This window comes from Kitasatospora sp. NPDC087315 (assembly GCF_044744345.1).
GTDB lineage: Bacteria > Actinomycetota > Actinomycetes > Streptomycetales > Streptomycetaceae > Kitasatospora.
In genome coordinates, this window is record NZ_JBIUYD010000017.1 from 158623 (window position 1) to 183688 (window position 25066).

Below are 25066 nucleotides of genomic sequence, written 5' to 3' on the forward strand. Positions count from 1 at the left end.
CAGGTTCCGGCGGGTTCCGACGGGCGGCGGTCGGGCCGTCAGGCGGCGAGGTCGGTGCGGAGCGCTTCGAGGAGCGCGGCCAGCTCCGTCCGGTCCGCCGCCGCGCCGTAGACGTAGAAGTCGGGCCGGACCAGCACCGCGACCGCCCCGGTCTCGGCCAGGTACGGCAGGTACACCCCGTCGGTGTCGCCCACCGCGCCCGCCGGGGGCTCCTCGTCGGCGGGCGCGAGCACCCTCACCACGTGGCCGCCGAGGTCGGCCAGCCAGACGCGGTCCCCGTCGGTGAGCAGGCTCTCCGGCGGCTCGGTGGTGAGCAGCACGAAGCCGCGCCCCACCACGTCGTCGAAGAGCCCGGCGGGCCGGCCGGCCGCCGTCACGCGCCCCTGCACGACCAGGTCGCCGGCCGGCCCACCGCCGTGCCGCAGGCCCGCCGTGAGCGGCTGGACCGGGGTGCGCGGCCGGGCTGCGCCGACCTCCGCGCCGCGCCGGGCGCGCTCCTGGGCGGCCAGCATGACGGTGTCGCGGTCGCGGGCCGCGGCCGGGTCGGTCTGGCAGATGACCCGGCCCAGGTCCATCGACATGGTGAGCGCGTGCCGCACGTGCTCGCGCCGCTCGGCGGTGTAGCTGTCGAGCAGCCCTTCGGCGGCCCGGCCGGTGAGCACCAGGTCCAGCTTCCAGGCGAGGTTGGCGGCGTCCCGGAAGCCCGAGCACATGCCCTGCCCGGCGAACGGCGGCATCAGGTGGGCGGCGTCCCCGGCGATCAGCACCCGGCCGCGCCGCCACTGGTCCGCGTAGCGCGCCTGGAAGGTGTAGACGGCGTGCCGCAGCAGGGTGGCGTTGCCGGGGTCGATGTCGAACAGCGAGAGCAGCTTCCAGACGTTGGCCTCGCCGCCGAACTCCTCGGGCGACTCGTGGTCGAGCCGCATGAACTCCCAGCGCCGGTGGCCCGGCCCGGCGGAGACGGCGGTGCGCGGCCGGGCCGGGTCGCAGACCTGGAGGTTGTTGGGAACGGACTCCCGGCCGTCGTGCGGGACGACGTCGCAGGTCAGCCAGTCGTTGAAGAACGCGAAGTCGGTGGCGGTCAGCCCGGCCTCCTGGCGCACCACGCTGTTGGCGCCGTCGCAGCCGATCACCCAGCGGGCGGTGAGCGGGCCGCCCGACGGGCCGGTCCGCGGTCCTTCGACCGTGAGCGTGACCGCGTCGCCGCGGTCGGCGAGCGCCGTCACCCGGTGGCCGCGCAGGACGCGCAGCGTGGGGTACCGCTCGCCGTGGGCGGCCAGCGCGGTCTCCAGGCCCGGCTGGTAGACGGCGCTGGAGTCGGGCCAGCCGGAGCGGCCGGCGTCCTCGACGTCCACCCGGAAGAGGGTCTGCCCGTCGGCGTTGTGCCAGACGTAGTCCCGGGAGGACTCGACGTGCTCGTCCAGGGCCGCGCCCACGCCGGTGGCGGCGAGGATGCGGGCGGACTCGCCGTCGAAGGAGACCGCCCGCGGCATCGGGTAGGGCCGGGGGAAGCGCTCCAGGACGGTGACCCGGTGGCCGCGGGCGGCCAGCAGCAGGGCGGCGGTCTGGCCGACCGGCCCGTAGCCGACGATCGCGATGTCGGTGTCGAGGCCGCCGCCGTTGCCCGCGGCGTCGGTGGCGGTCTCGGTGTGGACGGGGGCGCTCATTCGGTGGCCGCGTCCTTCCGCAGGATCTCGGCGAGCACCCGGGCGTGCTCCTCCGGGTCGGCGAGGCCGCGCAGCCGCTCGGTGCCGTCCTCGACGACGACCAGGCGGGTGCCGATCAGGATCCGCTGGCCGCCCTCGAAGGCCCGGCCGCGCACCACGATGCCGGAGCCGGCCAGGGCCCGGGCGAACCGGTCCAGCTCCGGCGAGGGGACCAGCCAGTCCGCGAAGGCGCGCGGCCGCGAGTGGAACCGGTAGACGGCGCGCCAGTCGCCGACCCGGCCCCGGCGCTGCACCACGTAGTGGCCGGTGTCCGCGCGCACGACGCGGAAGTCGGTGCCGAACTGCGGCTGCACCTCGTCGGGCACCACCCGCAGCGGCTCCAGGTAGGACGGGCCGACGAAACCGACGTCGACCAGCCAGAGGTCGCCGTCCAGCCGGACGAAGCCGAGGACGTGCTCCAGGTCCGGCCCGAAGCTGTCGTCCACCTGGCGGATCCCGGCCGAGAACAGCCCGGTCTCGTAGCCGAGTTCGCGCAGCAGCACGAGGAAGAGTCCGTTCAGTTCGTAGCAGACGCCGCCCCGGCCGCCGAGCACGACGGCGTCGAACACGGCGTCGACGTCGATGTCGACGCCCGCCCACAGGGCCTCGCCGCGGGCGGTGTTGAGCGAGGAGTCGTACGGGACGGCGATCAGGTGGCGCCGGTGCAGCTCGCGCAGGGTGTCGGCGGTGGGGTCGAGCGGGCCGTCGTAGTCGAGGGCCTTGAGGTAGGCGGTGGTGTCGAACACGGCGGTCACTTCCCTTCGGTCCGCTGCTCGGCGGCTCCGGTCTCGGCGGCTCCGGTCTCGGCGGGCACGGTCTCGGCGGCTCCGGTGTCGCCGGACCCGGTCTCGTCGAGCAGGGAGAGGAGGTGGCCGGCGAGCCGCTCCGGGGTGGGCTGGTCGAAGGCGAGCAGGGCGGGCAGTTCGAGCCCGGTGACGTTCTGGAGGCGGTTGCGCAGTTCGACGGCGGTCAGCGAGACGAAGCCGATGTCGAAGAAGACGGCGTCCGCCCCGATCTCGCCGGTGCCCTCGTGCCCGAGGACGGCCGCGACCTCCGTGCGGACCACGTCGACCAGCACGGCCAGGCGCTCCCCCGGGTCGGCGTCCGCCAGCCGGCGGGCGAGGACGGCGCCGGGCGCCTCCTCGGTGGTGATGTCGGGCTCGGTCTCGGTGGCCATCGGGGAATCTCCTGCGGGGGTGGTCGTCACGGGCACCGACTCCAGCCAGTAGTGCCGGTGTTGGAAGGGGTAGGTCGGAAGCTCGGAGGCGGGGAGGGTGCCGGCGCCCGCGTAGGAGGCCGACCAGTCGACCTCCACGCCGCGGACGTGCAGGACGGCGGCCGAGAGCAGGACGCGGTCCCAGCCGCCGTCCTCGCGGCGCAGGGTCCCGGTGACGACGGTCGGCGCCTGGACGGCCTCCTCCAGGGCCTCGACGACGGCGTGGGCGAGCACGGGGTGGGCGCTGACCTCGACGAACGCCCGGTACTCGGCGGCGGCGAGGGTGTCGACGGCGTCGGCGAAGCGGACGGTCTGCCGCAGGTTGCGGTACCAGTACCCCGCGTCCAGCTCCGGACCCTCCAGCCAGCGGCTCTCGACGGTGGAGAAGAAGGGGATCGCGGCGGGCTGGGGCTTCACGGAGCCCAGCAGGTCGGCGAGTTCGGCCTCGATCGACTCCACGTGCGAGGTGTGCGAGGCGTAGTCCACCGGGATCCGACGGACCCGCACACCCTGCTCCTCGTACGCGGCCACCAGGGTGTCGAGCCCGGCCGGGTCACCGGCCACCACGACCGAGGACGGACCGTTCACGGCCGCGACCTCGACCCCGACGGGGAGCGCGCTCGCCACCCGCTCCCGGGGAAGGCCCACCGAGACCATGCCGCCGCGTCCGGCCAGGCCGCGGGCGATGGCCTGCGACCGCAACGCCACCACGGCGGCGGCGTCGTCCAGGGAGAGGATGCCCGCGACATGCGCCGCCGCGATCTCCCCCTGCGAGTGACCCACCACCGCATCCGGAACAACACCCAACGAGAACCACAGCCGCGCCAGGCCGACGTTCACCGCGAACGACACCGGCTGCACCACGTCCACCCGCTCCAGCGAGGCCGCACCCGGCACCTGATTCACCACATCGAGCAACGACCAGTCGACATAAGACTTCAAAACCTCGTCGATCTCACCGAGAGCCTCCGCGAAGACCACGGACTCAGCGAGCAACCGACGCCCCATCCCCACCCACTGGGAACCCTGACCCGGGAAGACGAAGACGGTCTGCCCGGCGACGTCCGCCGTGCCGGTGACCAGGGCGGGCGAGGCGGCGTCGCCCGCGAGCGCGGCCAGGCCGGTGCGGTGACCGTCGAGCGCGTCCGCCACCACGACGGCGCGGTGCGCCAGCAGTGTCCGGGCCTCGGCCAGCGCGCGGGCCGCGTCGGCGGGTGCCGGGCCGCGCGCCTCGGTGTAGTCGAGCAGCCGCTCCGCCTGGGCGCGCAGGGCGCCGGCGGAAGCGGCGGACAACAGCCAGGGGACGGCGGCGGCCTCGGGGGCGGTGGGCTCGGCGGCGGGCTCGGCGGCGGGCTCGGCGGCGGGTGCCTCCTCCAGGATGACGTGGGCGTTGGTGCCGCTCACCCCGAAGGCCGACACGGCGGCCCGGCGCGGGCGGTCGGCCGCCGGCCACGGCCGGGCCTCCGTCAGCAGCCGCACCTCCCCGACCGACCAGTCGACCTGGGTGGTCGGCGCGTCCACGTGGAGGGTCCGCGGCAGCACGCCGTGCCGCAGCGCCTCGACCATCTTGATCACGCCGGCGACGCCGGCGGCGGCCTGGGCGTGGCCGATGTTGGACTTCAACGACCCCAGCCAGAGCGGCTGTTCGGCCGGACGGCCCTGCCCGTAGGTGGCCAGCACCGCCTGCGCCTCGATCGGGTCGCCCAGCGAGGTCCCCGTCCCGTGGCCCTCGACGGCGTCGACGTCCGCCGCCGTCAGCCGGGCGTTGGCGAGCGCGGCCCGGATCACCCGCTGCTGGGCGGGCCCGTTGGGCGCGGTGAGGCCGTTGGACGCGCCGTCCTGGTTGACGGCCGAACCCCGGACCACGGCCAGCACCTCGTGCCCCAGGCGCCGGGCGTCCGACAACCGTTCCAGGACGAGGACCGCCACGCCCTCCGCCCAGCCGGTGCCGTCGGCGGCGTCCGCGAAGGCCTTGCAGCGCCCGTCGCTCGCCAGGCCGCGCTGCCGGGAGAACTCCACGAACGGCGAGGGCTGGGACATCACCGCGACACCGCCGGCCAGCGCCAGCGTCGACTCGCCGCTGCGCAGCGACTGGGCGGCCAGGTGGACGGCGACCAGCGAGGAGGAGCAGGCGGTGTCGACGGTAATCGCGGGCCCCTCCAGGCCGAGCGTGTAGGCGACCCGGCCCGAGGCCACGGAGCCGGAGGTGCCGGTGGCGAGGAAGCCTTCGAGCCCGGCGGGCACACTTCGCAGACCGGTGGCGTAGTCGTGGTACATGACGCCGGAGAACACGCCGACGGCCGTACCGCGCAGGCCCGCCGGGTCCAGGCCGGCCCGCTCCAGGGCCTCCCAGGAGGTCTCCAGCAGCAGCCGCTGCTGCGGGTCCATGGCGAGCGCCTCGCGCGGCGAGATCCCGAAGAAGGCGGCGTCGAAGTCGGCGGCGCCGTGCAGGAATCCGCCCTCGCGGACGTAGGAGCGGCCGGCCCGGTCCGGGTCGGGGTCGAAGAGCCCGTCGAGGTCCCAGCCGCGGTCCTCGGGGAACTCGGCCACGCCGTCGCGTCCGTCGGCGACCAGCTGCCACAGCTCGGCCGGGGAGGTGACGTCGCCCGGCAGCCGGCAGGCCATCCCGACGATGGCGATCGGCTCACCGGCCGCCGCCTCCAACGCGGCTTTCTCGGCTGCGAGTTGTTCGTTGTCCTGGAGCGCGGCCCGCAGTGCCGCGACCAGCCTCGCCGTCTGGTCGAAGGCGGCCGCGCCGTCGTTGGTGGTGGTCATGTCAGCCTTTCGGAAGGTGTGCCGGGCGCCGAGCGCGGACGAACGGGCGCGGGTCGGTGAGCGCGGTGCGTCGGCTCGGTGGGTCGGCTCGGTGGGTCTGCGCGGTCGGGTGGGCGGTTCAGCCGCGGCCACGTAGGGCGCGGGCGACGAGGCCGTCGATGTCCAGGTCCGCGATGGCGGGCCCCTCCACGGGCACGGGTCCCGCGTCCGGGCCGGCCGCACGCGGCCCGGGGGTCACGGCCGCCGGGCCGGCCGCCGGCTCCGGCAGCAGCTCGGACCGCAGGTGGCGGGCGAGCGCGAGCGGGGTCGGGTGGTCGAAGACCAGGGTCGCCGGGAGCCGGACGCCCGTCGCCCGGGCCAGCCGGTTGCGCAGCTGCACCGCGCCGAGCGAGTCGAACCCGGTCTCCTTGAAGGCCTGGGCGGCGGCGACGGCGTTCTTGGACGGGTGCCCGAGGACGGCGGCGGCGGCGGAGCGCACCAGGTCGAGGACCTCGCGGTGCTGATCGCGCTCCGGCAGCGCGGCCAGCCGGGCGGCGAAGTCCGCCGCGTCGTCGGCGGGTGCGCCGGTGGCGGCGGTGCGGCGGGGGGTGCGGACCAGACCGCGCAGCAGCGGGTTCAGCTCGCCGCCCGCCGCCCGCTTGCGCAGCGCGTCGCGGTCCAGCCGGGCCGGGACCAGCAGCGCCTCCGGCGAACGCAGCGCGGCGTCGAACAACACCAGCGCCTCCTCCGTCGCCAGAGCCTTGAGACCACCCCGGGCCAGCCGGGCGCGGTCGGCCTCGTCCAGATGCCCGGTCAGGCCACTGGCCTGCGCCCACAGGCCCCAGGCCAGCGAAACCGCCGGCAGGCCCCGCTCACGGCGCCACCCGGCCAGACCGTCCAGGAAACCGTTCGCCGACCCGTACAAGCTCTGCCCGGCGTTCCCGAACACGCCCGCGCCGGAGGAGAAGAGGACGAAGGCCGCCAGGCCCAGCCCCTCGGTCGCCTCGTGCAGATGCCAGGCCGCGTCCGCCTTCGGGGCGAACACCTCCCCCAGCCGCTCCGCGGACCCCGCCTCGAACACACCGTCGGCCAGCGCGCCGGCGGTGTGCACCACCGCCGTCAGCGGACGCTCCGCCGGAACCCCACCCACCAACTCGTCGACCACCGAACGGTCCGACACGTCGGCAGCCACCACCTCCACCGACGCACCGAGCGCCTCAAGCCCGGCCACCAACTCCGCCGCACCCGGCGCCTCCGCGCCGCGACGACTCACCAGCAACAGCCGCCCCACCCCGTACGACTCCACCAGATGCCGGGCCACCAGCCCGCCCAGCGTCCCCGTACCACCGGTCACCAGCACCGTCCCCACCGGATCCAGAACCAGCCCGGTGCCAGTGGGCACCTCAGCACGCGCCAGGCGCGGCACCACCGCAGTCCCGTCGCGCCAGAGCGCCTGGTTCTCGCCCGACGCCAGCAGGCCGCCCACCACCGACGGGTCCACCGCCGCGGCAGGGAAGCCCGTCCCTTCGCCACCGAGGAGCACGACCCGGCCGGGCTGCTCCTGCTGGACCGAACGGACCAGCCCCCACACCGCGTTGACCGCCGGGTCCGCGTCCGGCGGCCCGGTCACGACCGCCAGCGGCTCCCCGCTCCGGGCGGGATCGGTGAGTCCCTGGTGCAGGAACTCCGAGACCCGGCCGACCAGCGCCCGGGCGCCCTCGGGCCCCTCGGCCGTCCCGGCGGTCAGGTCCAGCACCGCCGGGGCGGCGACACCGGCGGCGTCGGCGGGCAGGACGAGAGGCGTCCAGCCCACCTGGTAGAGGTGGTCGGTACCGGCCCCGCCGAGGCCGGCGAGCCGGTCGACCGGCACCTGCCGCAGCGACAGGGAGCCGACCGAGGCCACCGGTCCGCCGGTCGGGTCGGTGAGGACGAGCGAGAACGCGTGGGGGCCGGTCTGCCGGGCGTGCACCCGCAGGGCGGTGGGACGCGTGGCGAACAGTGCCACGTCGTTCCAGGCGAACGGCAGCAGGACGTGGCCCGGCTCCGGCTCGGCGATGCCCAGGAAGTTGGTGGACTGCAGAGCGGCGTCCAGCAGCACCGGGTGGATGCCGAAGTCCTCGGCGGCCCGGCCGGCGGGCAGAGACACCTCGGCGTGCACCTCGCCGTCGAGCCGCCAGACGGCCCGCAGTCCCTGGAACGCCGGTCCGTAGCCGAAGCCGCGGTCCGCCAGCCGCTCGTAGAAGCCGTCCAGGGCGACCGGCTCCGCGCCGGCCGGTGGCCACGCGCCGGGGGCGACGGTGTCCGGCGCCTGCTCGCCGCCCAGGAAACCGGTGGCGTGCCTCGTCCAGGCACCGCCCTCGCCGTCCTCGGGCCGTGAGTACAGGGCGAACGGCCGCCGGCTGTCGGGGGCGCCGTCCTCCGGCGCGTCCACCCGCAGGTGCAGCTGCAGGGCGCCGCGCCCGGGGACGAGCAGCGGGGCCTCGATCACCAGCTCCTCGACGGTGGGCGTGCCCGCCTCGTCGCCGGCCCACGAGGCCAGCTCCAGCAGCACGACCCCCGGGGCGAGGACGGTGCCGGCGACGGCGTGGTCCGCGAGCCACGGGTGATCCTTCGGGTCGAGCCGTCCGGTGAGGAGCGCCCCGCCCTCGGGCAGTTGCACCGCCGCGCCCAGCAGCGGGTGCCCGACGGGCGCCAGCCCGGCGGCGCCCACGTCGGTGGCGGGGCGGGTCTCCAGCCAGTAGCGCTGGTGCTGGAAGGGGTAGGTGGGCAGCTCGGAGGCGGGGAGGAGGGCGGCGTCCGGGAAGGCCGTGGACCAGTCCACGGGCAGGCCGTGCACGTGGAGTTCGGCGGCGGCCAGCAGGACGCGGTCCCAGCCGCCGTCCTCGCGGCGCAGGGTCCCGGTGACGACGGTCGGCGCCTGGACGGCCTCCTCCAGGGCCTCGACGACGGCGTGGGCGAGCACGGGGTGCGCGCTGACCTCGACGAACGCCCGGAAACCCTCGCCCGCCAGGGTCTCGACGGCGTCGGCGAAGCGGACGGTCTGCCGCAGGTTGCGGTACCAGTACCCCGCGTCCAGCTCCGGACCCTCCAGCCAGCGGCTCTCGACCGTCGACAGGAACGGGACGACAGCCGGCCGCGGCTTCACGGCGCCGAGCAGCTCGGCGAGTTCGGCCTCGATCGACTCCACGTGGGCGGTGTGGGAGGCGTAGTCCACCGGGATCCGCCGCACGCGCACACCCTGCTCCTCGTACGAGACGACGAGCGTGTCCAGACCCGCCGGGTCACCGGCGACGACGACCGAGGAGGGGCCGTTGACAGCGGCGACCTCCACGCCGTCCGGCAGCGTGCCGGTCACCTCGGCGAGCGGCAGCCCGATCGACACCATCCCGCCCCGACCCGCCAGACCCCGCGCGATGGCCTGCGACCGCAACGCCACCACCGCCGCCGCGTCCTCCAGCGAGAGGATGCCCGCGACATGCGCCGCCGCGATCTCCCCCTGCGAGTGACCCACCACCGCATCCGGAACAACACCCAACGAGAACCACAGCCGCGCCAGGCCGACGTTCACCGCGAACGACACCGGCTGCACCACGTCCACCCGCTCCAGCGAGGCCGCACCCGGCACCTGATTCACCACATCGAGCAACGACCAGTCGACATAAGACTTCAAAGCCTCATCGATCTCACCGAGAGCCTCCGCGAAGACCACGGACTCAGCGAGCAACCGACGCCCCATCCCCACCCACTGGGAACCCTGACCCGGGAAAACGAACACCGACCGACCACTCACCTCCGCCCGACCGGACACCAGCCCGGCCACGGCCCCTCCCTCGGCCAGGGCCCTCAGCCCGCTCAGCGCCCGCGCCCGGTCGGCGGCGACCACGACGGCCCGCTCGGTGAACCGGGTGCGCGCGGCGACGAGGGTGCGGGCCGTACGGGCCAGGCCGGTGTCCGGCTGCTCGGCCAGGAGCCGGCCCCAGGCGCCGGCCTGGGCACGCAAGGCGTCTTCGGAGGCGGCCGACAGCACCAACGGCAGTGCGGCACCGGTCGGTTCGGCGTCCGGCTGCGGCGCGTCCCCGACCGGGGCCTGCTCCAGGATCACGTGGGCGTTGGTGCCGCTGACGCCGAACGAGGAGACGGCGGCCCGGCGCGGCCGGTCGACCTCCGGCCAGTCGCGGCGTTCGGTGAGGAGCGCGACCGCGCCCGAGTCCCAGTCGACCTTCGAGGTGGGCGCGTCGATGTGCAGGCTCTTCGGCAGCACGCCGTGCCGCAGCGCCTCCACCATCTTGATCACGCCGGCGACGCCGGCGGCGGCCTGGGTGTGGCCGATGTTGGACTTCACCGACCCCAGCCAGAGCGGCTGTTCGGCCGGACGGCCCTGCCCGTAGGTGGCCAGCACCGCCTGCGCCTCGATCGGGTCGCCCAGCGAGGTCCCCGTCCCGTGGCCCTCGACGGCGTCGACGTCCGCGGGCGTCAGCCCGGCGTTGGCGAGGGCGGCGAGGATCACCCGCTGCTGCGAGGGACCGTTCGGGGCGGTCAGACCGTTGGACGCACCGTCCTGGTTGACGGCCGAACCCCGGACCACGGCCAGCACCTCGTGCCCCAGGCGCCGGGCGTCCGACAACCGCTCCAGCAGGAGGACGGCGACGCCCTCGGCCAGGCCGGTGCCGTCGGCGGCGTCCGCGTACGCCTTGCAGCGGCTGTCGCGCGCCAGGCCGCGCTGGGTGGCGAAGTCGACGAACACCTCCGGCGTGGCCATCACGGCGACACCGCCGGCCAGGGCCAGCGTGCACTCGCCCTCGCGCAGCGCCTGCGCGGCCAGGTGGACGGCGACCAGGGAGGAGGAGCAGGCGGTGTCCACCGTCACCGAAGGGCCTTCGAGACCGAGGGTGTAGGAGACCCGGCCGGAGGCGACCGAGCCCGAGTTGCCGATCCCGAAGTACCCCTCCAGGCCCTCCGGGAGGTTGAGCACGTGGTGCGCGTAGTCGTGGTACATCAGCCCCGCGTAGACGCCGACCGGCTGCCCCTTGAGCGAGGCCGGGTCGATGCCGGCCCGCTCCAGGGCCTCCCAGGAGGTCTCCAGCAGCAGCCGCTGCTGCGGGTCCGTCGCCAGCGCCTCGCGCGGCGAGATCCCGAAGAGCGCGGCGTCGAAGCCGCCCGGGTCGGCGAGGAATCCGCCCTCCTCCGCGTAGGTCTTCCCGGCGGCGTCCGGGTCGGGGTCGTACAGGCCGTCCACGTCCCACCCCCGGTCGCGGGGGAACGGGGCCATGGCGTCGGTGCCGTCGTGGACCAGGCGCCACAGGTCGGCCGGGGAGGCGACGCCGCCGGGCAGCCGGCAGGCCATCCCGACGATGGCGATCGGCTCGGTGCGCCGGGCCTCGACGTCGCGCAGGCGGCGCTTGGTCTGCTGGAGGTCGGCCGTGACGCGCTTGAGGTAGTCGCGCAGCTTGTCGTCGTTCGACATGGGGTTCTTCCTCGTATCCGTCATCAGGAAAGGCCGAGTTCGTTGTCGATCAGGTCGAAGAGCTCGTCGTCCGAGGCGGCGCCCAGGTCGACGCCCTCGGTCTCGGGTTCCTCGCCCGACTCCGCCCAGCGGGCGGTGAGGGCCTCCAGACGGGCGGCCACCTGGGCGCGCAGTCCGTCGGGCGCCCCGGACGCGCCGGCCGTCCCGGCCGTGGCCGCCAACGCCTGCTCCAGCCGGTCGAGTTCGAGCAGGATGGGCGGCACGGCCACCGAGCCCGCCAGGCCCAGCCGGTCTCGCAGGTGCTCGGCGACGGCGGCCGGGGTCGGGTGGTCGAAGACCAGGGTCGCCGGGAGCCGGACACCGGTGGCCTCGGTGAGGCTGCCGCGGATCCGCAGCGAGGTCAGCGAGTCGAAACCGACGTCCTTGAACGCCTGAGCGGGCTTCACCGTCTCGTCGATGCTCTGGCCGAGCACCTTGGCCGCGCTGGCCCGGACCAGGTCCAGGAGCAGCCGGAGCTGTTCGGCCTCGCCCACCGCGGAGAGCCTGCGGAACAGGACCTCACGGCCGTCGTCGGCGGGTGCGCCGGTGGCGGCGGTGCGGCGGGGGGTGCGGACCAGACCGCGCAGCAGCGGGTTCAGCTCGCCGCCCGCCGCCTGCTTGCGCAGCGCGTCGCGGTCCAGCCGGGCCGGGACCAGCAGCGCCTCCGGCGAACGCAGCGCGGCGTCGAACAACACCAGCGCCTCCTCCGTCGCCAGAGCCTTGAGACCACCCCGGGCCAGCCGGGCGCGGTCGGCCTCGTCCAGGTGCCCGGTCAGGCCACTGGCCTGCGCCCACAGGCCCCAGGCCAGCGAAACCGCCGGCAGGCCCCGCTCACGGCGCCACCCGGCCAGACCGTCCAGGAAACCGTTCGCCGACCCGTACAAGCTCTGCCCGGCGTTCCCGAACACGCCCGCGCCGGAGGAGAAGAGGACGAAGGCCGCCAGGCCCAGCCCCTCGGTCGCCTCGTGCAGATGCCAGGCCGCGTCCGCCTTCGGGGCGAAAACCTCCCCCAGCCGCTCCGCGGACCCCGCCTCGAACACACCGTCGGCCAGCGCGCCGGCGGTGTGCACCACCGCCGTCAGCGGACGCTCCGCCGGAACCCCACCCACCAGCTCGTCGACCACCGAACGGTCCGACACGTCGGCAGCCACCACCTCCACCGACGCACCGAGCGCCTCAAGCCCGGCCACCAACTCCGCCGCACCCGGCGCCTCCGGACCGCGACGACTCACCAGCAACAGCCGCCCCACCCCGTACGACTCCACCAGATGCCGGGCCACCAGCCCGCCCAGCGTCCCCGTACCACCGGTCACCAGCACCGTCCCCGCCGGATCCAGAACCAGCCCGGTGCCAGTGGGCACCTCAGCACGCGCCAGGCGCGGCACCACCACAGTCCCGTCGCGCCAGGTGACGTGGGGTTCGCCGGACGCGAGCGCGTCGGCCACCAGTGAGGCGGGCACCGCCGAGCCGTCGGTGTCCACCAGGACGATCCGGCCCGGGTGTTCGAGCTGCGCGGTGCGGACCAGACCCCGGACGGCGGCGGCCGCCGGGTCCCCGGCGCCGTTCGCGGTCAGGACCGCGAGCGGGCCGGCGGAGTCACCGGCCAGGTGCTCCTGGATCCCGCCGAGCGCGGCGCCGACGAGTGCGCGGGCCGCCTGCGGCGCCGGCAACCCCTCGGGGACGCGGGTCAGGTCGAGCACGTCGTCCTCGGACGGGCGGTCCGCCGCCCGCGGCAGGTCGACTGGCGCCCAGTCGACGCGGTACAGGTGCTCGGCGGCGGTGTCCTGGGCGGCGGACAGCCGCTCGGGCGCCACCGGCCGCAGGACCAGCGCCCCGACGGCACCGACGGGCCGGCCGACCGGGTCGGTCAGCGCGAAGGAGACGCTGTCCGGGCCCTCCCGGCGGGAGTGCACCCGCAGCGCGGTGGCCCCGGACGCGTACAGGGCCACGTCGTTCCAGGCGAACGGCAGCAGCACCTCCCCCGGTCCTGCCACCGGCGCCGCGCCCAGGTTGGCGGACTGCAGGGCGGCGTCCAGCAGGGCCGGGTGCAGTCCGAACCGCCCGGCGGAGTCCGTCAGTTCCTCCGGCAGCGCGACCTCGGCGAACACCTCCTCGCCCGACCGCCAGGCGGCCCGCAGGCCCCGGAACGCGTCGCCGTACTCGTAGCCCGCCTCGGCCAGCCGCTCGTAGAAGCCATCCAGGGCGACCGGCTCCGCGCCGGCCGGCGGCCACGCCTCGTAGCCGAACTCCGGTGCGGTCTCGGCCGCCAGGAAGCCGGTGGCGTGCCGGGTCCACACGCCGCCCTCCGCGTCCTCGGGCCGCGAGTGCACGTGGACGGCCCGGCGGTCGTCGGCGGTGGTGGCCGGATCGACCGTGACACGGACCTGGAGGCCACCGCGCTCGGGCAGGATCCCGGGCGCCTCGACGACCAGTTCGTCGAGTCGGCCGAGACCGGTCCGCTCCCCCGCCCGCAGGGCGAGTTCGAGGAAGGCCGCACCGGGCAGCAGGACCGTCCCGGAGACGGCGTGGCCGGCCAGCCACGGGTGCGATCGGATCGACAGCCGCCCGGTGAACACCTCTCCCCCGTCGGGCAGTTCGACCAAGGTGCCGAGCAGCGGGTGCCCGGCGGCGGCGAGCCCGAACGCGGTCACGTCACCGGTGGCGGCCACGGGCTCCAGCCAGTAGCGCTGGTGCTGGAAGGGGTAGGTGGGCAGTTCGGAGGGGCGGACGGTGCCGGCCTCGGCGTGGGCCGTGGACCAGTCCACGGGCAGGCCGCGGACGTGGAGTTCGGCGGCGGCGAGCAGGACGCGGTCCCAGCCGCCGTCCTCGCGGCGCAGGGTCCCGGTGACGACGGTCGGCGCCTGGACGGCCTCCTCCAGGGCCTCGACGACGGCGTGGGCGAGCACGGGGTGGGCGCTGACCTCGACGAACGCCCGGAAACCCTCGCCCGCCAGGGTCTCGACGGCGTCGGCGAAGCGGACGGTCTGCCGCAGGTTGCGGTACCAGTACCCCGCGTCCAGCTCCGGACCCTCCAGCCAGCGGCTCTCCAGGGTGGAGAGGAAGGGGATCGCGGCGGGACGGGGCTTCACGGCGCCGAGCAGCTCGGCGAGTTCGGCCTCGATCGACTCCACGTGGGCGGTGTGCGAGGCATAGTCGACGGGGATCCGCCGCACCCGGGCGCCGCGCTCCTCGAAGGCGGCCACCACGGTGTCGAGCCCGGCCGGGTCACCGGCCACCACGACCGAGGACGGACCGTTCACAGCCGCGACCTCGACCCCGACGGGGAGCCGGTCGGCCACCTCGGCGAGCGGCAGCCCGACCGAGACCATCCCGCCCCGACCCGCCAGACCCCGCGCGATGGCCTGCGACCGCAACGCCACCACCGCCGCCGCGTCCTCCAGCGAGAGGATGCCCGCGACATGCGCCGCCGCGATCTCCCCCTGCGAGTGACCCACCACCGCGTCCGGCACCACGCCCAGCGACGCCCACAGCCGCGCCAGGCCGACGTTCACCGCGAACGACACCGGCTGCACCACGTCCACCCGCTCCAGCGAGGCCGCACCCGGCACCTGATTCACCACATCGAGCAACGACCAGTCGACATAAGACTTCAAAACCTCGTCGATCTCACCGAGAGCCTCCGCGAAGACCACGGACTCAGCGAGCAACCGACGCCCCATCCCCACCCACTGGGAACCCTGACCCGGGAAAACGAACACCGACCGACCGCTCACCTCCGCCCGACCGGACACCAGCCCGGCCACGGCCCCTCCCTCGGCCAGGGCCCTCAGGGCAGCGACGAGCGCGGCCCGGTCGGCGCCGACGGCCACGGCACGCTCGGTGAACCGGGTACGCGCGGTGACGAGCGCCCGGGCGGTGGCGGCGAGGTCCGGCACCGACGGCCCCTCCGCGAAGGCCGCCAGCCGCGCGGCCTGCTGACGCAGCGCCGCCTCCGAGGCGGCCGAGACCACCCAGGGAACCACGTTCTCCCCGGCGCCGGCACCGGCGGTACCGGTCGGGGTGGCGCCGACACCGGCGGGCGTTGCGGCTCCATCGATGGGCTCGGTGGTGCCGGTCGCGGTGGCCGTCGCAGCGGTGGCGGCCGCAGTGTCCTCGACGGCGGTGTCCTCGACGGACACGGCGGCATCGGCGGCGCCGGCCGTCCCGGCGGTCGTATCGGTACCGGTCGTGACACCGACGGGAGTGCCATCGACGGACACGGCGCCGCCGGCCGGCTCCGCCTGCTCCAGGATCACGTGCGCGTTCGTCCCGCTCACACCGAACGCCGAGACGCCGGCCCGGCGCGGGCGGCCGGCCTCCGGCCAGGCCCGCTGCTCGGTGAGCAGGGCGATGCCGCCCGAGGACCAGTCGATGTGCGAGGAGGGCGCGTCGATGTGGAGGGTCTGCGGCAACACGCCGTGCCGCAGCGCCTCGACCATCTTGATCACGCCCGCCGCACCGGCGGCGGCCTGGGTGTGGCCGATGTTGGACTTCACCGACCCGAGCCAGAGCGGCTGTTCGGCCGGGCGGTCCTTGCCGTAGGTGGCGAGCAGGGCGTGTGCCTCGATCGGGTCGCCGAGCGGGGTGCCGGTGCCGTGCGCCTCGACGGCGTCGACGTCGGCGGCCGTCAGGCGGGCGTTGGCGAGCGCGGCCCGGATCACCCGCTCCTGCGAGGGACCGTTCGGGGCGGTCAGACCGTTGGACGCACCGTCCTGGTTGACGGCCGAACCCCGGACGACCGCCAGCACCTCGTGCCCGAGACGCCGGGCGTCGGAGAGCCGTTCCAGCAGCAGCAGGCCCACGCCCTCGGACATCCCGAACCCGTCGGCGGCGTCGGCGAAGGCCTTGCTCCGGCCGTCGGCGGCGAGGCCGCGCTGCCGGGAGAAGCCGACCAGGCCTTCGAGCGTGGACATCACCGAGGCGCCGCCGGCCAGGGCCAGCGTGCACTCCCCGGCGCGGAGCGCCTGGGCTGCGAGGTGCAGGGCGACCAGGGAGGAGGAGCAGGCGGTGTCGACGGTGATCGCGGGTCCCTCCAGGCCGAGGGCGTAGGAGAGGCGGCCGGAGAGCACGCTGCCCGCGTTGCCGGTGACCAGGTAGCCCTCGTCGGCGGCGCCGCCGGTGCCCTGGGTGCCGTAGTCCTGGCCGTGGGTACCGATGAAGACGCCGGTCGGGGTGGCGCGCAGGGCGGTGGGGTCGAGTCCGGCGCGCTCCAGGGTCTCCCAGGCGACTTCGAGCAGCAGGCGCTGCTGCGGGTCCATCGCCAGGGCCTCGCGCGGGTTGATGCCGAAGAAGGCGGCGTCGAAGTCGGCGATGCCGGGCAGGAATCCGCCGCCGCGCACGTAGGTGCGGCCGGGGGCGTCGGGGTCGGGGTCGTAGCTGCCGTCGAGGTCCCAGCCCCGGTCGGTGGGCAGGCCGGTGACGGCGTCGCTGCCGGCGGCGACGAAGCGCCAGAGGTCCTCGCCGGAGTCGAGGCCGCCGGGGAAGCGGCAGCCGACGGCGACGATCGCGATCGGCTCGTCCTCGGTCCCGGCGGCCTGTGCCGCGGGGGCGGCGGGGGCCGGTTCCGCACCGACGAGTTCGGTCGCGAGGTGGGCGGCGAGGGCCTTGGGCGTCGGGTAGTTGAACACCAGGGTGGCGGGCAGACGCAGACCGGTGGCGGTGCCGAGGGCGTTGCGGAGTTCGACGGCGGTGAGCGAGTCGATGCCGAGTTCCTTGAACGCCTTGTCGACGTCCAGCGCCGCGGCCGAGCCGTGGCCGAGGACGGCGGCGGCGGTGTCGCGGACGAGGGCGGTCAGCAGCTCGTCGCGGTCGGCGGCGGAGAGTCCGGCGAGCCGCCGGGCGAGGGTGCCGGCGCCGTCCGCGGCGGTGCGGGCGGCGGCCCGTCGCAGGGCGCGGGGTGCGCGGGCGGCGGGTGCCAGGTCGCGCAGCAGCGGCGGGAGGTCCTCGGTCCGGACGCCGGTGACGTCGAGCCTGATCGGCACCACGGCCGCGGGCTCGCCGGTGAGCGCGGCGTCCAGGAGGGCGAGGCCCTGGTCGGCGGAGAGGGGGCGGGTACCGACCCGGGCCATCCGGGCGAGGTCGGTGTCGCTGAGCCGGCCGCCCATGCCGGCGGCCTCGGCCCACAGGCCCCAGGCGAGCGACACGGCGGGCAGTCCGAGCGAGCGCCGGTGGGCGGCCAGGCCGTCGAGGAAGGCGTTGCCGGCCGCGTAGTTGCCCTGGCCGGAGCCGCCGAGGACGCCGGAGGCGGAGGAGTAGAGCGCGAACGCGGCCAGGTCGAGGCCGGCGGTGAGCTCGTGCAGGTGCCAGGCGGCGTCGACCTTCGGGCGCAGCACGCTGTGCCACTTGGCGGCGTCCAGGGCTTCGATGACGCCGTCGTCGACGATCCCGGCGACGTGGACGACGCCGGTCAGGCGGTCGGCGAGGGTGTCGACGACGGCGGCCAGCGCGGTGCGGTCGGCGGTGTCGACGGCCTCGGCGCGGACCAGGGTGCCGTGCGCGGCGAGTTCTTCGAGCAGGTCGGCGGGCACGGCGGAGCGGGAGAGGAGCACGAGTTCCGCGACGCGGTGGACCGCCGCGAGGTGACGGGCCACCAGGCGGCCCAGGCCACCGTTGGCGCCGGTGACCAGGACGGTGCCACCGGCCAGCGGGGACGGCGCGCCCTCTGCGGGGGCGGGCCGGGCGGCCGGGCGGCGCAGGCGGGCGACCAGCCGTCGCCCGTCTCGCAGCGCCAGCTGCGGTTCGTCGCCCGGTGCGGCGGCCACCGCCCGGGCGGCGTCGGCCGGGTCGTCGGCCTCGACGAGGACGAAGCGGCCGGGGTTCTCCGACTGGGCGGTGCGCACCAGGCCCCGGACGGGTTCCTGGACGAGTTCGCCGCGCCGGGTGACGACGACGAGCCGGGAGTCGGCCGTCCGGTCGTCGGCCAGCCAGGCCTGGAGCGCCCGCAGGACGTCGTGGCCGACGGCGTGGGCGCGCTCGGGCACGGTGTCGGAGGGCGCGCCGCCGCCGGCGGGCAGGACCACGAGGGGCGGCAGGGCTCCGTCCTCGGGCAGGTCGCTGTGGAGGGTCCAGTCGGCGGGCGCGTCGGAGGCCTCGGGTGCGGGGACCCAGTCGACCTCGAACAGGGCCGCGTCGTCCGCCGGACCGGCGGTGAGGCCGCGCGGGTCCACCGGCCGCACGGTGAGGGCCTCGACGTCCACGACGGGGGCGCCGGTGTCGTCGGCGGCCCGGATGGTGAGGGTGTCGGGGCCGGCGGAGGTGACGACCACGCGCAGCGCCTCGGCGCCGGTGGCGTGCAGGCGCACGCCGGCCCAGGAGAAGGCGAGCCTGGGCACGTCGGCGCCGGGGAAGAAGCCGGCCTCGCCGAGCGGGTGGAGGGCGGCGTCCAGCAGGGCGGGGTGCAGGCCGTAGGCGGCGGCGTCCGAGGTGGTGTCGGGGAGGCGGAGCTGGGCGTAGAGGCGGCCGTCGGCGAGCCAGGCGGCCTCGACGGCGTGGAACGCGGGGCCGTAGGCGACGGTGAGCCGGTCGTAGAGGCCGTCGATGTCGAGCGGGCGGGCTCCGGCGGGCGGCCAGACCGTCAGTTCGTCTGCGGTGGCGGGCTCCGGGCCCTCAGGGGCGAGCGTTCCGGTGGCGTTGGCGTGCCACGGCAGGCCGGGGCCGGTGCGGGTGAGCAGCCGGACGGCGCGGCGGCCGTCCTCGGCCTCGCCGACGTGGACCTGGAGGTCGAGGCCGCCGCCGTCCGGGACGACGAGCGGGGCGGAGACGGTCAGTTCCTCGACCGTGGGCACGCCGAGCCGGTGGCCGACGTGGGCGAGGGCGTCGAGCAGCGCGGTGCCGGGCAGCAGCGTCGCGCCGCCGATCCGGTGGTCGGCCAGCCAGGGCAGGGTGCGTTCGGTGATCCGGCCGGTGAAGACTGCGCCTTCCTCGGTGCCGAGCAGCAGTTCGGCCTCCAGCAGCGGGTGGCCGGCCTTGTCCAGGCCGACGGCGGCGAGGTCGCCGGCGGCGCGGCCCGGCCGGAGCCAGTAGCGCTGGTGCTGGAAGGGGTAGGTGGGCAGTTCGGAGGGGCGGACGGTGCCGGCCTCGGCGTAGGCCGTGGACCAGTCCACGGGCAGGCCGTGCACGTGGAGTTCGGCGGCGGCGAGCAGGACGCGGTCCCAGCCGCCGTCCTCACGACGCAGGGTCCCGGTGACGACGGTCGGCGCCTGGACGGCCTCCTCCAGGGCCTCGACGACGGCGTGGGCGAGCACGGGGTGCGCGCTGACCTCGACGAACGCCCGGAAACCCTCGCCCGCCAGGGTCTCGACGGCCTCGGCGAAGCGGACGGTCTGCCGCAGGTTGCGGTACCAGTACCCCGCGTCCAGCTCCGGACCCTCCAGCCAGCGGCTCTCGACCGTCGACAGGAACGGGACGACAGCCGGCCGCGGCTTCACCGAACCCAGCAGCTCGGCGAGTTCGGCCTCGATCGACTCCACGTGGGCGGTGTGCGAGGCGTAGTCCACCGGGATCCGCCGCACGCGCACACCCTGCTCCTCGTACGAGACGACGAGCGTGTCCAGACCCGCCGGGTCACCGGCCACCACGACCGAGGACGGACCGTTGACAGCGGCGACCTCCACGCCGTCCGGCAGCGTGCCGGTCACCTCGGCGAGCGGCAGCCCGACCGACACCATCCCGCCCCGACCCGCCAGACCCCGCGCGATGGCCTGCGACCGCAACGCCACCACCGCCGCCGCGTCCTCCAGCGAGAGGATGCCCGCGACATGCGCCGCCGCGATCTCCCCCTGCGAGTGACCCACCACCGCGTCCGGCACCACACCCAACGAGAACCACAGCCGCGCCAGGCCGACGTTCACCGCGAACGACACCGGCTGCACCACGTCCACCCGCTCCAGCGAGGCCGCACCCGGCACCTGGTTCACCACATCGAGCAACGACCAGTCGACATAAGACTTCAAAACCTCGTCGATCTCACCGAGAGCCTCCGCGAAGACCACGGATTCAGCGAGCAACCGACGCCCCATCCCCACCCACTGGGAACCCTGACCCGGGAAAACGAACACCGACCGACCACTCACCTCCGCCCGACCGGACACCAGCCCGGCCACGGCCCCTCCCTCGGCCAGGGCCCTCAGCCCGCTCAGCGCCCGCGCCCGGTCGGCGGCGACCACGACGGCCCGCCGTTCCAGCGCGGCCCGGGAGCCGGCGAGCGCGCGGGCGACGGCCGGCGCCTCGGCGACGGGCCTGGCCTCGGTGAACTCGGCAAGCCGTTCGGCCTGTTCGCGCAGGGCCTCGGGGGAACGGGCGGAGAGCAGCCAGGGCACCGGGGTACCGGAGCCGGCGTCGAGTTCGCCGTCGAGTCCGGCGGGCACCGCTCGGTTCGCCGGCTCCTGGGCGGGAGCCTGCTCCAGGACGACGTGGGCGTTGGTGCCGCTGACGCCGAACGAGGAGACGGCGGCCCGGCGCGGCCGGTCGACCTCGGGCCAGGCCCGTTCCTCGGTGAGCAGGGCGACCGCGCCGGACTCCCAGTCCACCTTGGTGCTGGGCGCGTCGATGTGCAGGCTCTTCGGCAGCACGCCGTGCCGCAGCGCCTCGACCATCTTGATCACGCCGGCGACGCCGGCGGCGGCCTGGGCGTGGCCGATGTTGGACTTCAACGACCCCAGCCACAGCGGCTGTTCGGCCGAACGGCCCTGCCCGTAGGTGGCCAGCACCGCCTGCGCCTCGATCGGGTCGCCCAGCGAGGTCCCCGTCCCGTGGCCCTCGACGGCGTCGACGTCCGCGGGCGTCAGCCCGGCGTTGGCGAGGGCGGCGAGGATCACCCGCTGCTGCGAAGGGCCGTTCGGGGCGGTCAGACCGTTGGACGCACCGTCCTGGTTGACGGCCGAACCCCGGACCACGGCCAGCACCTCGTGCCCCAGGCGCCGGGCGTCCGACAGCCGCTCCAGCAGCACCAGACCCACGCCCTCGGCCCAGGCGGTGCCGTCGGCGCCGTCCGCGTAGGCGCGGGCCCGGCCGTCGGCGGAGAGTGCGCGCTGGCGGGAGAACTCGACGAAGGAGGTGGGCCGGGCCATGACCGCGGCGCCGCCGGCCAGGGCGAGCGTGCACTCGCCCTCGCGCAGCGCCTGGGCGGCCAGGTGCAGGGCCACCAGGGAGGAGGAGCAGGCGGTGTCCACCGTCACCGAAGGGCCTTCGAGGCCGAGGGTGTAGGAGATGCGGCCGGAGGCGACCGAGCTGGCGTTGCCGGTGCCGAGGTAGCCCTCCAGGCCGTCCGGGACCTCGGCGAGGTCGGTGGCGTAGTCGTGGTACATCAGGCCCGCGTAGACGCCGACCGGCTGCCCCTTGAGCGAGGTCGGGTCGATGCCCGCGCGCTCCAGCAGTTCCCAGGAGGTCTCCAGCAGCAGCCGCTGCTGCGGGTCCGTCGCCAGCGCCTCGCGCGGCGAGATCCCGAAGAAGGCGGCGTCGAACTCGCCCGCGTCGTGCAGGAATCCGCCATGACGGGCGTAGGAGGTGCCGGGGACGGCCGGGTCCGGGTCGTAGAGGGCGTCGAGGTCCCAGCCGCGGTCGGCGGGGAAGGGGGTGATCGCGTCGGTGCCCTCGGCGACCAGCCGCCACAGGTCGGCCGGGGAGGCGACGCCGCCGGGCAGGCGGCAGGCGGCGCCGACGATGACGACGGGGTCCTCGGCGGGCGGCACGGTGCGCGGTACGGGCGCGGGCCGGGCGGCGGTGGCCGGACGGCCGGTCAGCGTGTTCACCAGGAAGGCCGCGACGGCGGTCGGGTTGGGGTGGTCGAAGGCGAGGGTGGCGGGCAGCCGCAGGCCGGTGGCCGCGGTGAGGCGGCCGCGCAGTTCGACGGCCGTGGCGGAGGTGAAGCCGAGGTCCTTGAACGGGCCGTCGGGGCGGATCGGGTCGGGGCCGTCGCCGGCCAGCCCGGCGGTCTCCGCGAGGACGAGGTCGAGCAGTTCGCGCTGCCGGTCGGCGGCCGGGCGGCCAGCCAGGCGGCGGCGCAGCGCGGCGGCGGTCGCGGTGTCCGGGGCGCTCGGGCCGGCCGGGGTGTCGATGAGGTCGCGCAGCAGGGCCGGGACGTCCCGCGGGGCGAGGGCGTCCAGCCCTTCGGGGTCGAGCCGGAGCAGCAGCAGGGAGGTGTGGTCGGCCAGGTGGGCGGCGTCGAACGCGGCGGCGCTCTCCTGGGCGGTGAGCCGGCCGAGGCCGGGCGGAACGGGGCGTCCGTCCCCGTCGGCGGGGCCGGTGATGAGGGCGAGGCCGGGCAGGCCGTGGCGGCTGCGGTAGTGGGCGAGGGCGTCGAGGAACGCCGCGGCGGCGGCCTCCCCGGGGGCGCCGGGGGTGCCGAGCGGTCCGACGGTGGGGGTGTGCACGACGAAGGCGGACAGCTCGGTGCCGGCGGTCAGTTCGTGCAGGTTGACGGCGGCGGCGAGGGCGGCGCCGAGGCCGGGAAAGGCCGCGCCGGGGGTGTGGACGACGGCGTTGAAGCGCGTGCCCGGGCCGGCCAGCCAGTCGGCGAGGGCGTCGCGGTCGGCGAGGTCGAGGGCGCTGAGGGTGGTCTCGGCGCCGGCGGCGGTGAGCCGTTCGGCGAGTTCGGCGGCGGCCCGGTCGGCGGGGCCGTGGGGGCTGGTGAGCAGGATCCGGCGCACGCCGCGGCCGGCCACCAGGTGGTGGGCGACGGCGGCGGCGGCCGGCCCGTCGGCGCCGGTGACCAGGACGGCGCGGCGCGGGTCGAAGCGGGCGCCGGGCTCGCCGTGGGCGAGCGCGGCGGACACCCGGGCGGCGCGCGGGCGCAGCGCCACGCCGGAGCGGACGACGAGTTCGGGTTCGCCGGAGGCGACGGCGGTGGCCAGGGCGTCGGCGGCGTTCTCCTCCGCGTCGAGGTCGACCAGCAGGAACCGGCCGGGGTTCGCCACCCGGGCGGCGCGGACCACGCCGCGCAGCGCGGCCTGGACGAGGTCAGTGGCGCCGCCGGGTCCGGCGGCGCCCCGGGTGACGACGACCAGCGCGGTGTCGGCGAGCCGTTCCTCGGCGAGCCAGGCGGTGAGCTGCCCGTCGAGGGCGCGCACGGCGTCCTCGACATCGGCGGCGAGCGGTCCGGGGGTGCGCAGGCCGGCGCCGACGCCGAGCACGGCGACATCGGGCAGCGGGCCGGCCGCGGCCAGCGCGGCCGGGTCGGGGTGGGCGGCGGCGCCGAGGGCGTCGGCGAGGCCGAAGGCGTCCGCGCCGAGCACCGCCCAGGTGCCGGCGGCGGGGCGGGCGCCGGGGACGGAGGAGAGCGGCAGCCAGTCGACGCGGAACAGGTGCTCGTAGTGGCTGCCGCCGGCGGCCCGCAGCCGGGCGGGCGCGTCGAGCAGCACGTGCCGGGTGATCTTGCCGGAGGCGGTGCGCGGGATGCGCTCCGTCTCGTACAGCTCCTCGGGGACCTTGAAGTAGGAGAGCCGTTCCCGGCAGGCGGCCAGCAGGGCCTCCGGGTCGAGGCCGCCGGGGCCGGGCACCAGGAAGGCCACCGGCACCTCGCCGAGCACCTCGTGGGGCTTGCCGACGACGGCGACGTCCGCGACGCCGGGCACTCCGCGCAGCACCTCCTCGACCTCGGCCGGGTGGATGTTCTCGCCGCCGCGGATGATGAGTTCCTTGATCCGGCCGGTGATGGTGAAGTAGCCGGAGCCGTCGCGCCGGGCGAGGTCGCCGGTGTGGTACCAGCCGCCGCGCAGCGCCTGCTCGGTGGCCTCGGGCTGGTTGTGGTAGCCGAGCATCACGCTCGGGCCGCGCACCCAGACCTCGCCCTCCTCGCCGTCGGCGACGTCCAGGCCGGTCTCGACGTCGACCAGGCGCACACCCAGGCCGGGGACGGGCAGGCCGCAGGAGCCCTCGACGCGGGCGCCGGTGGGCCAGTTGACGGTGATCGAGCCGCAGGTCTCGGTGGAGCCGTAGGCGTCGATGAGCGGCGCGCCGAACGCCTCCTCGAAGGAGCGCCGCAGCGTGGCGGTGGTCATGGCGCCGCCGACCAGGCACATCCGCAGGGCCGGCGCGGTGAAGCCGTCCTCTCGGGCGGCGCGCACCAGCTGCTGGTACATGGTGGGCACGCCGGCCAGGAAGGTCGCGGACTCCTCGCGGACGGCCTCCAGGACGTCCCGCGCGGCGAAGCCGTCGAGGATGCGGGCGGTGGCGCCGACGGCGGTGACGCTCAGCACGCAGGCGATGTGGGAGAGGCTGTGGAACAGCGGCAGCGGCCAGACCACCCGGTCCACGGCGCTCAGGCCGGGCACCGGCACGTAGCAGGCGGCGACCGACCAGAGGCAGTTGCGCTGGGTGGACAGCACGCCCTTGGGCCGGCCGGTGGTGCCGGAGGTGTAGAGCATCCAGGCGGGGTCGTCGAGGCCGAGGTCGTCGCGCGCGGGGGTGGCGGGGTCGGTGCCGGCCAGGGTCTCGAAGGAGAGGGTGCCGGCCGGGACGGGGCCCTCGCCGGTGACGATCACCCGCAGGTCGGCCCGGCCGCGGGCGAGGGCGTCCAGGCCAGCGGCGCGGGCGGCGTCGGTGATGACGACGCGGGCGCCGCTGTCGTCCAGCAGGTGGGTGAGTTCGGCCTCGGTGGCGTGCGGGTTGAGCGGGACGCCGATGGCGCCGGCGCGCAGGATGCCGAAGTAGGCCTCCACCACCTCGACGCTGTTGCCGAGCAGGATCGCGGCCCGGTCGCCGGGCTGGAGGCGCAGGTCGGCGAGGTGGCCGGCGATCCGGCCGGTGCGGGCGTGGAGCTCGGCGTAGGTCACGCCGCGGACGGCGTCGCGGAACGCGGTCTTGTCCGAGCTGTCGCGGGCGTGCTCGGCCAGCAGTTCGGGCAGCGGCCGGATCAGCTCGGTGCGCAACATGCCGTCACTTCCTTGGGTC

Annotated in this window: 5 protein-coding genes and 1 pseudogene; all 6 read right to left on the reverse strand. The window is 75.9% G+C overall.

Annotated elements, in window-relative coordinates:
- Positions 1 to 38 precede the first annotated feature (38 nt).
- The 6 genes and pseudogenes from ACIO5D_RS24540 to ACIO5D_RS24565 all read right to left on the reverse strand — a co-directional run bounded on the left by ACIO5D_RS24540 (position 39) and on the right by ACIO5D_RS24565 (position 25047).
- Complete coding sequence (locus tag ACIO5D_RS24540; protein ID WP_400659709.1) at positions 39 to 1667, reverse strand: bifunctional 3-(3-hydroxy-phenyl)propionate/3-hydroxycinnamic acid hydroxylase; 1629 nt, start codon at positions 1665 to 1667, stop codon at positions 39 to 41.
- Positions 1664 to 2452, reverse strand: coding sequence for an arylamine N-acetyltransferase (locus ACIO5D_RS24545; protein ID WP_400659706.1), 789 nt, complete (start codon positions 2450 to 2452; stop codon positions 1664 to 1666). Before ACIO5D_RS24545 ends, ACIO5D_RS24540 begins: the two co-directional genes overlap by 4 nt.
- A 5-nt stretch (positions 2453 to 2457) precedes the next feature.
- Entirely contained in the window at positions 2458 to 5829 is a 3372-nt protein-coding gene (locus tag ACIO5D_RS24550) for a type I polyketide synthase (RefSeq protein ID WP_400797769.1), read from the reverse strand.
- Entirely contained in the window at positions 5816 to 7546 is a 1731-nt protein-coding gene (locus tag ACIO5D_RS24555; protein WP_400797803.1) for a type I polyketide synthase, read from the reverse strand. Before ACIO5D_RS24555 ends, ACIO5D_RS24550 begins: the two co-directional genes overlap by 14 nt.
- Positions 7544 to 11167, reverse strand: a pseudogene (locus ACIO5D_RS24560) (type I polyketide synthase); the annotation flags it as partial. The gene ACIO5D_RS24555 and the pseudogene ACIO5D_RS24560, both read right to left, overlap by 3 nt.
- Positions 11164 to 25047, reverse strand: coding sequence for an SDR family NAD(P)-dependent oxidoreductase (locus ACIO5D_RS24565; protein WP_400797772.1), 13884 nt, complete (start codon positions 25045 to 25047; stop codon positions 11164 to 11166). The gene ACIO5D_RS24565 and the pseudogene ACIO5D_RS24560, both read right to left, overlap by 4 nt.
- Between the last annotated feature and the right edge of the window lie 19 nt (positions 25048 to 25066).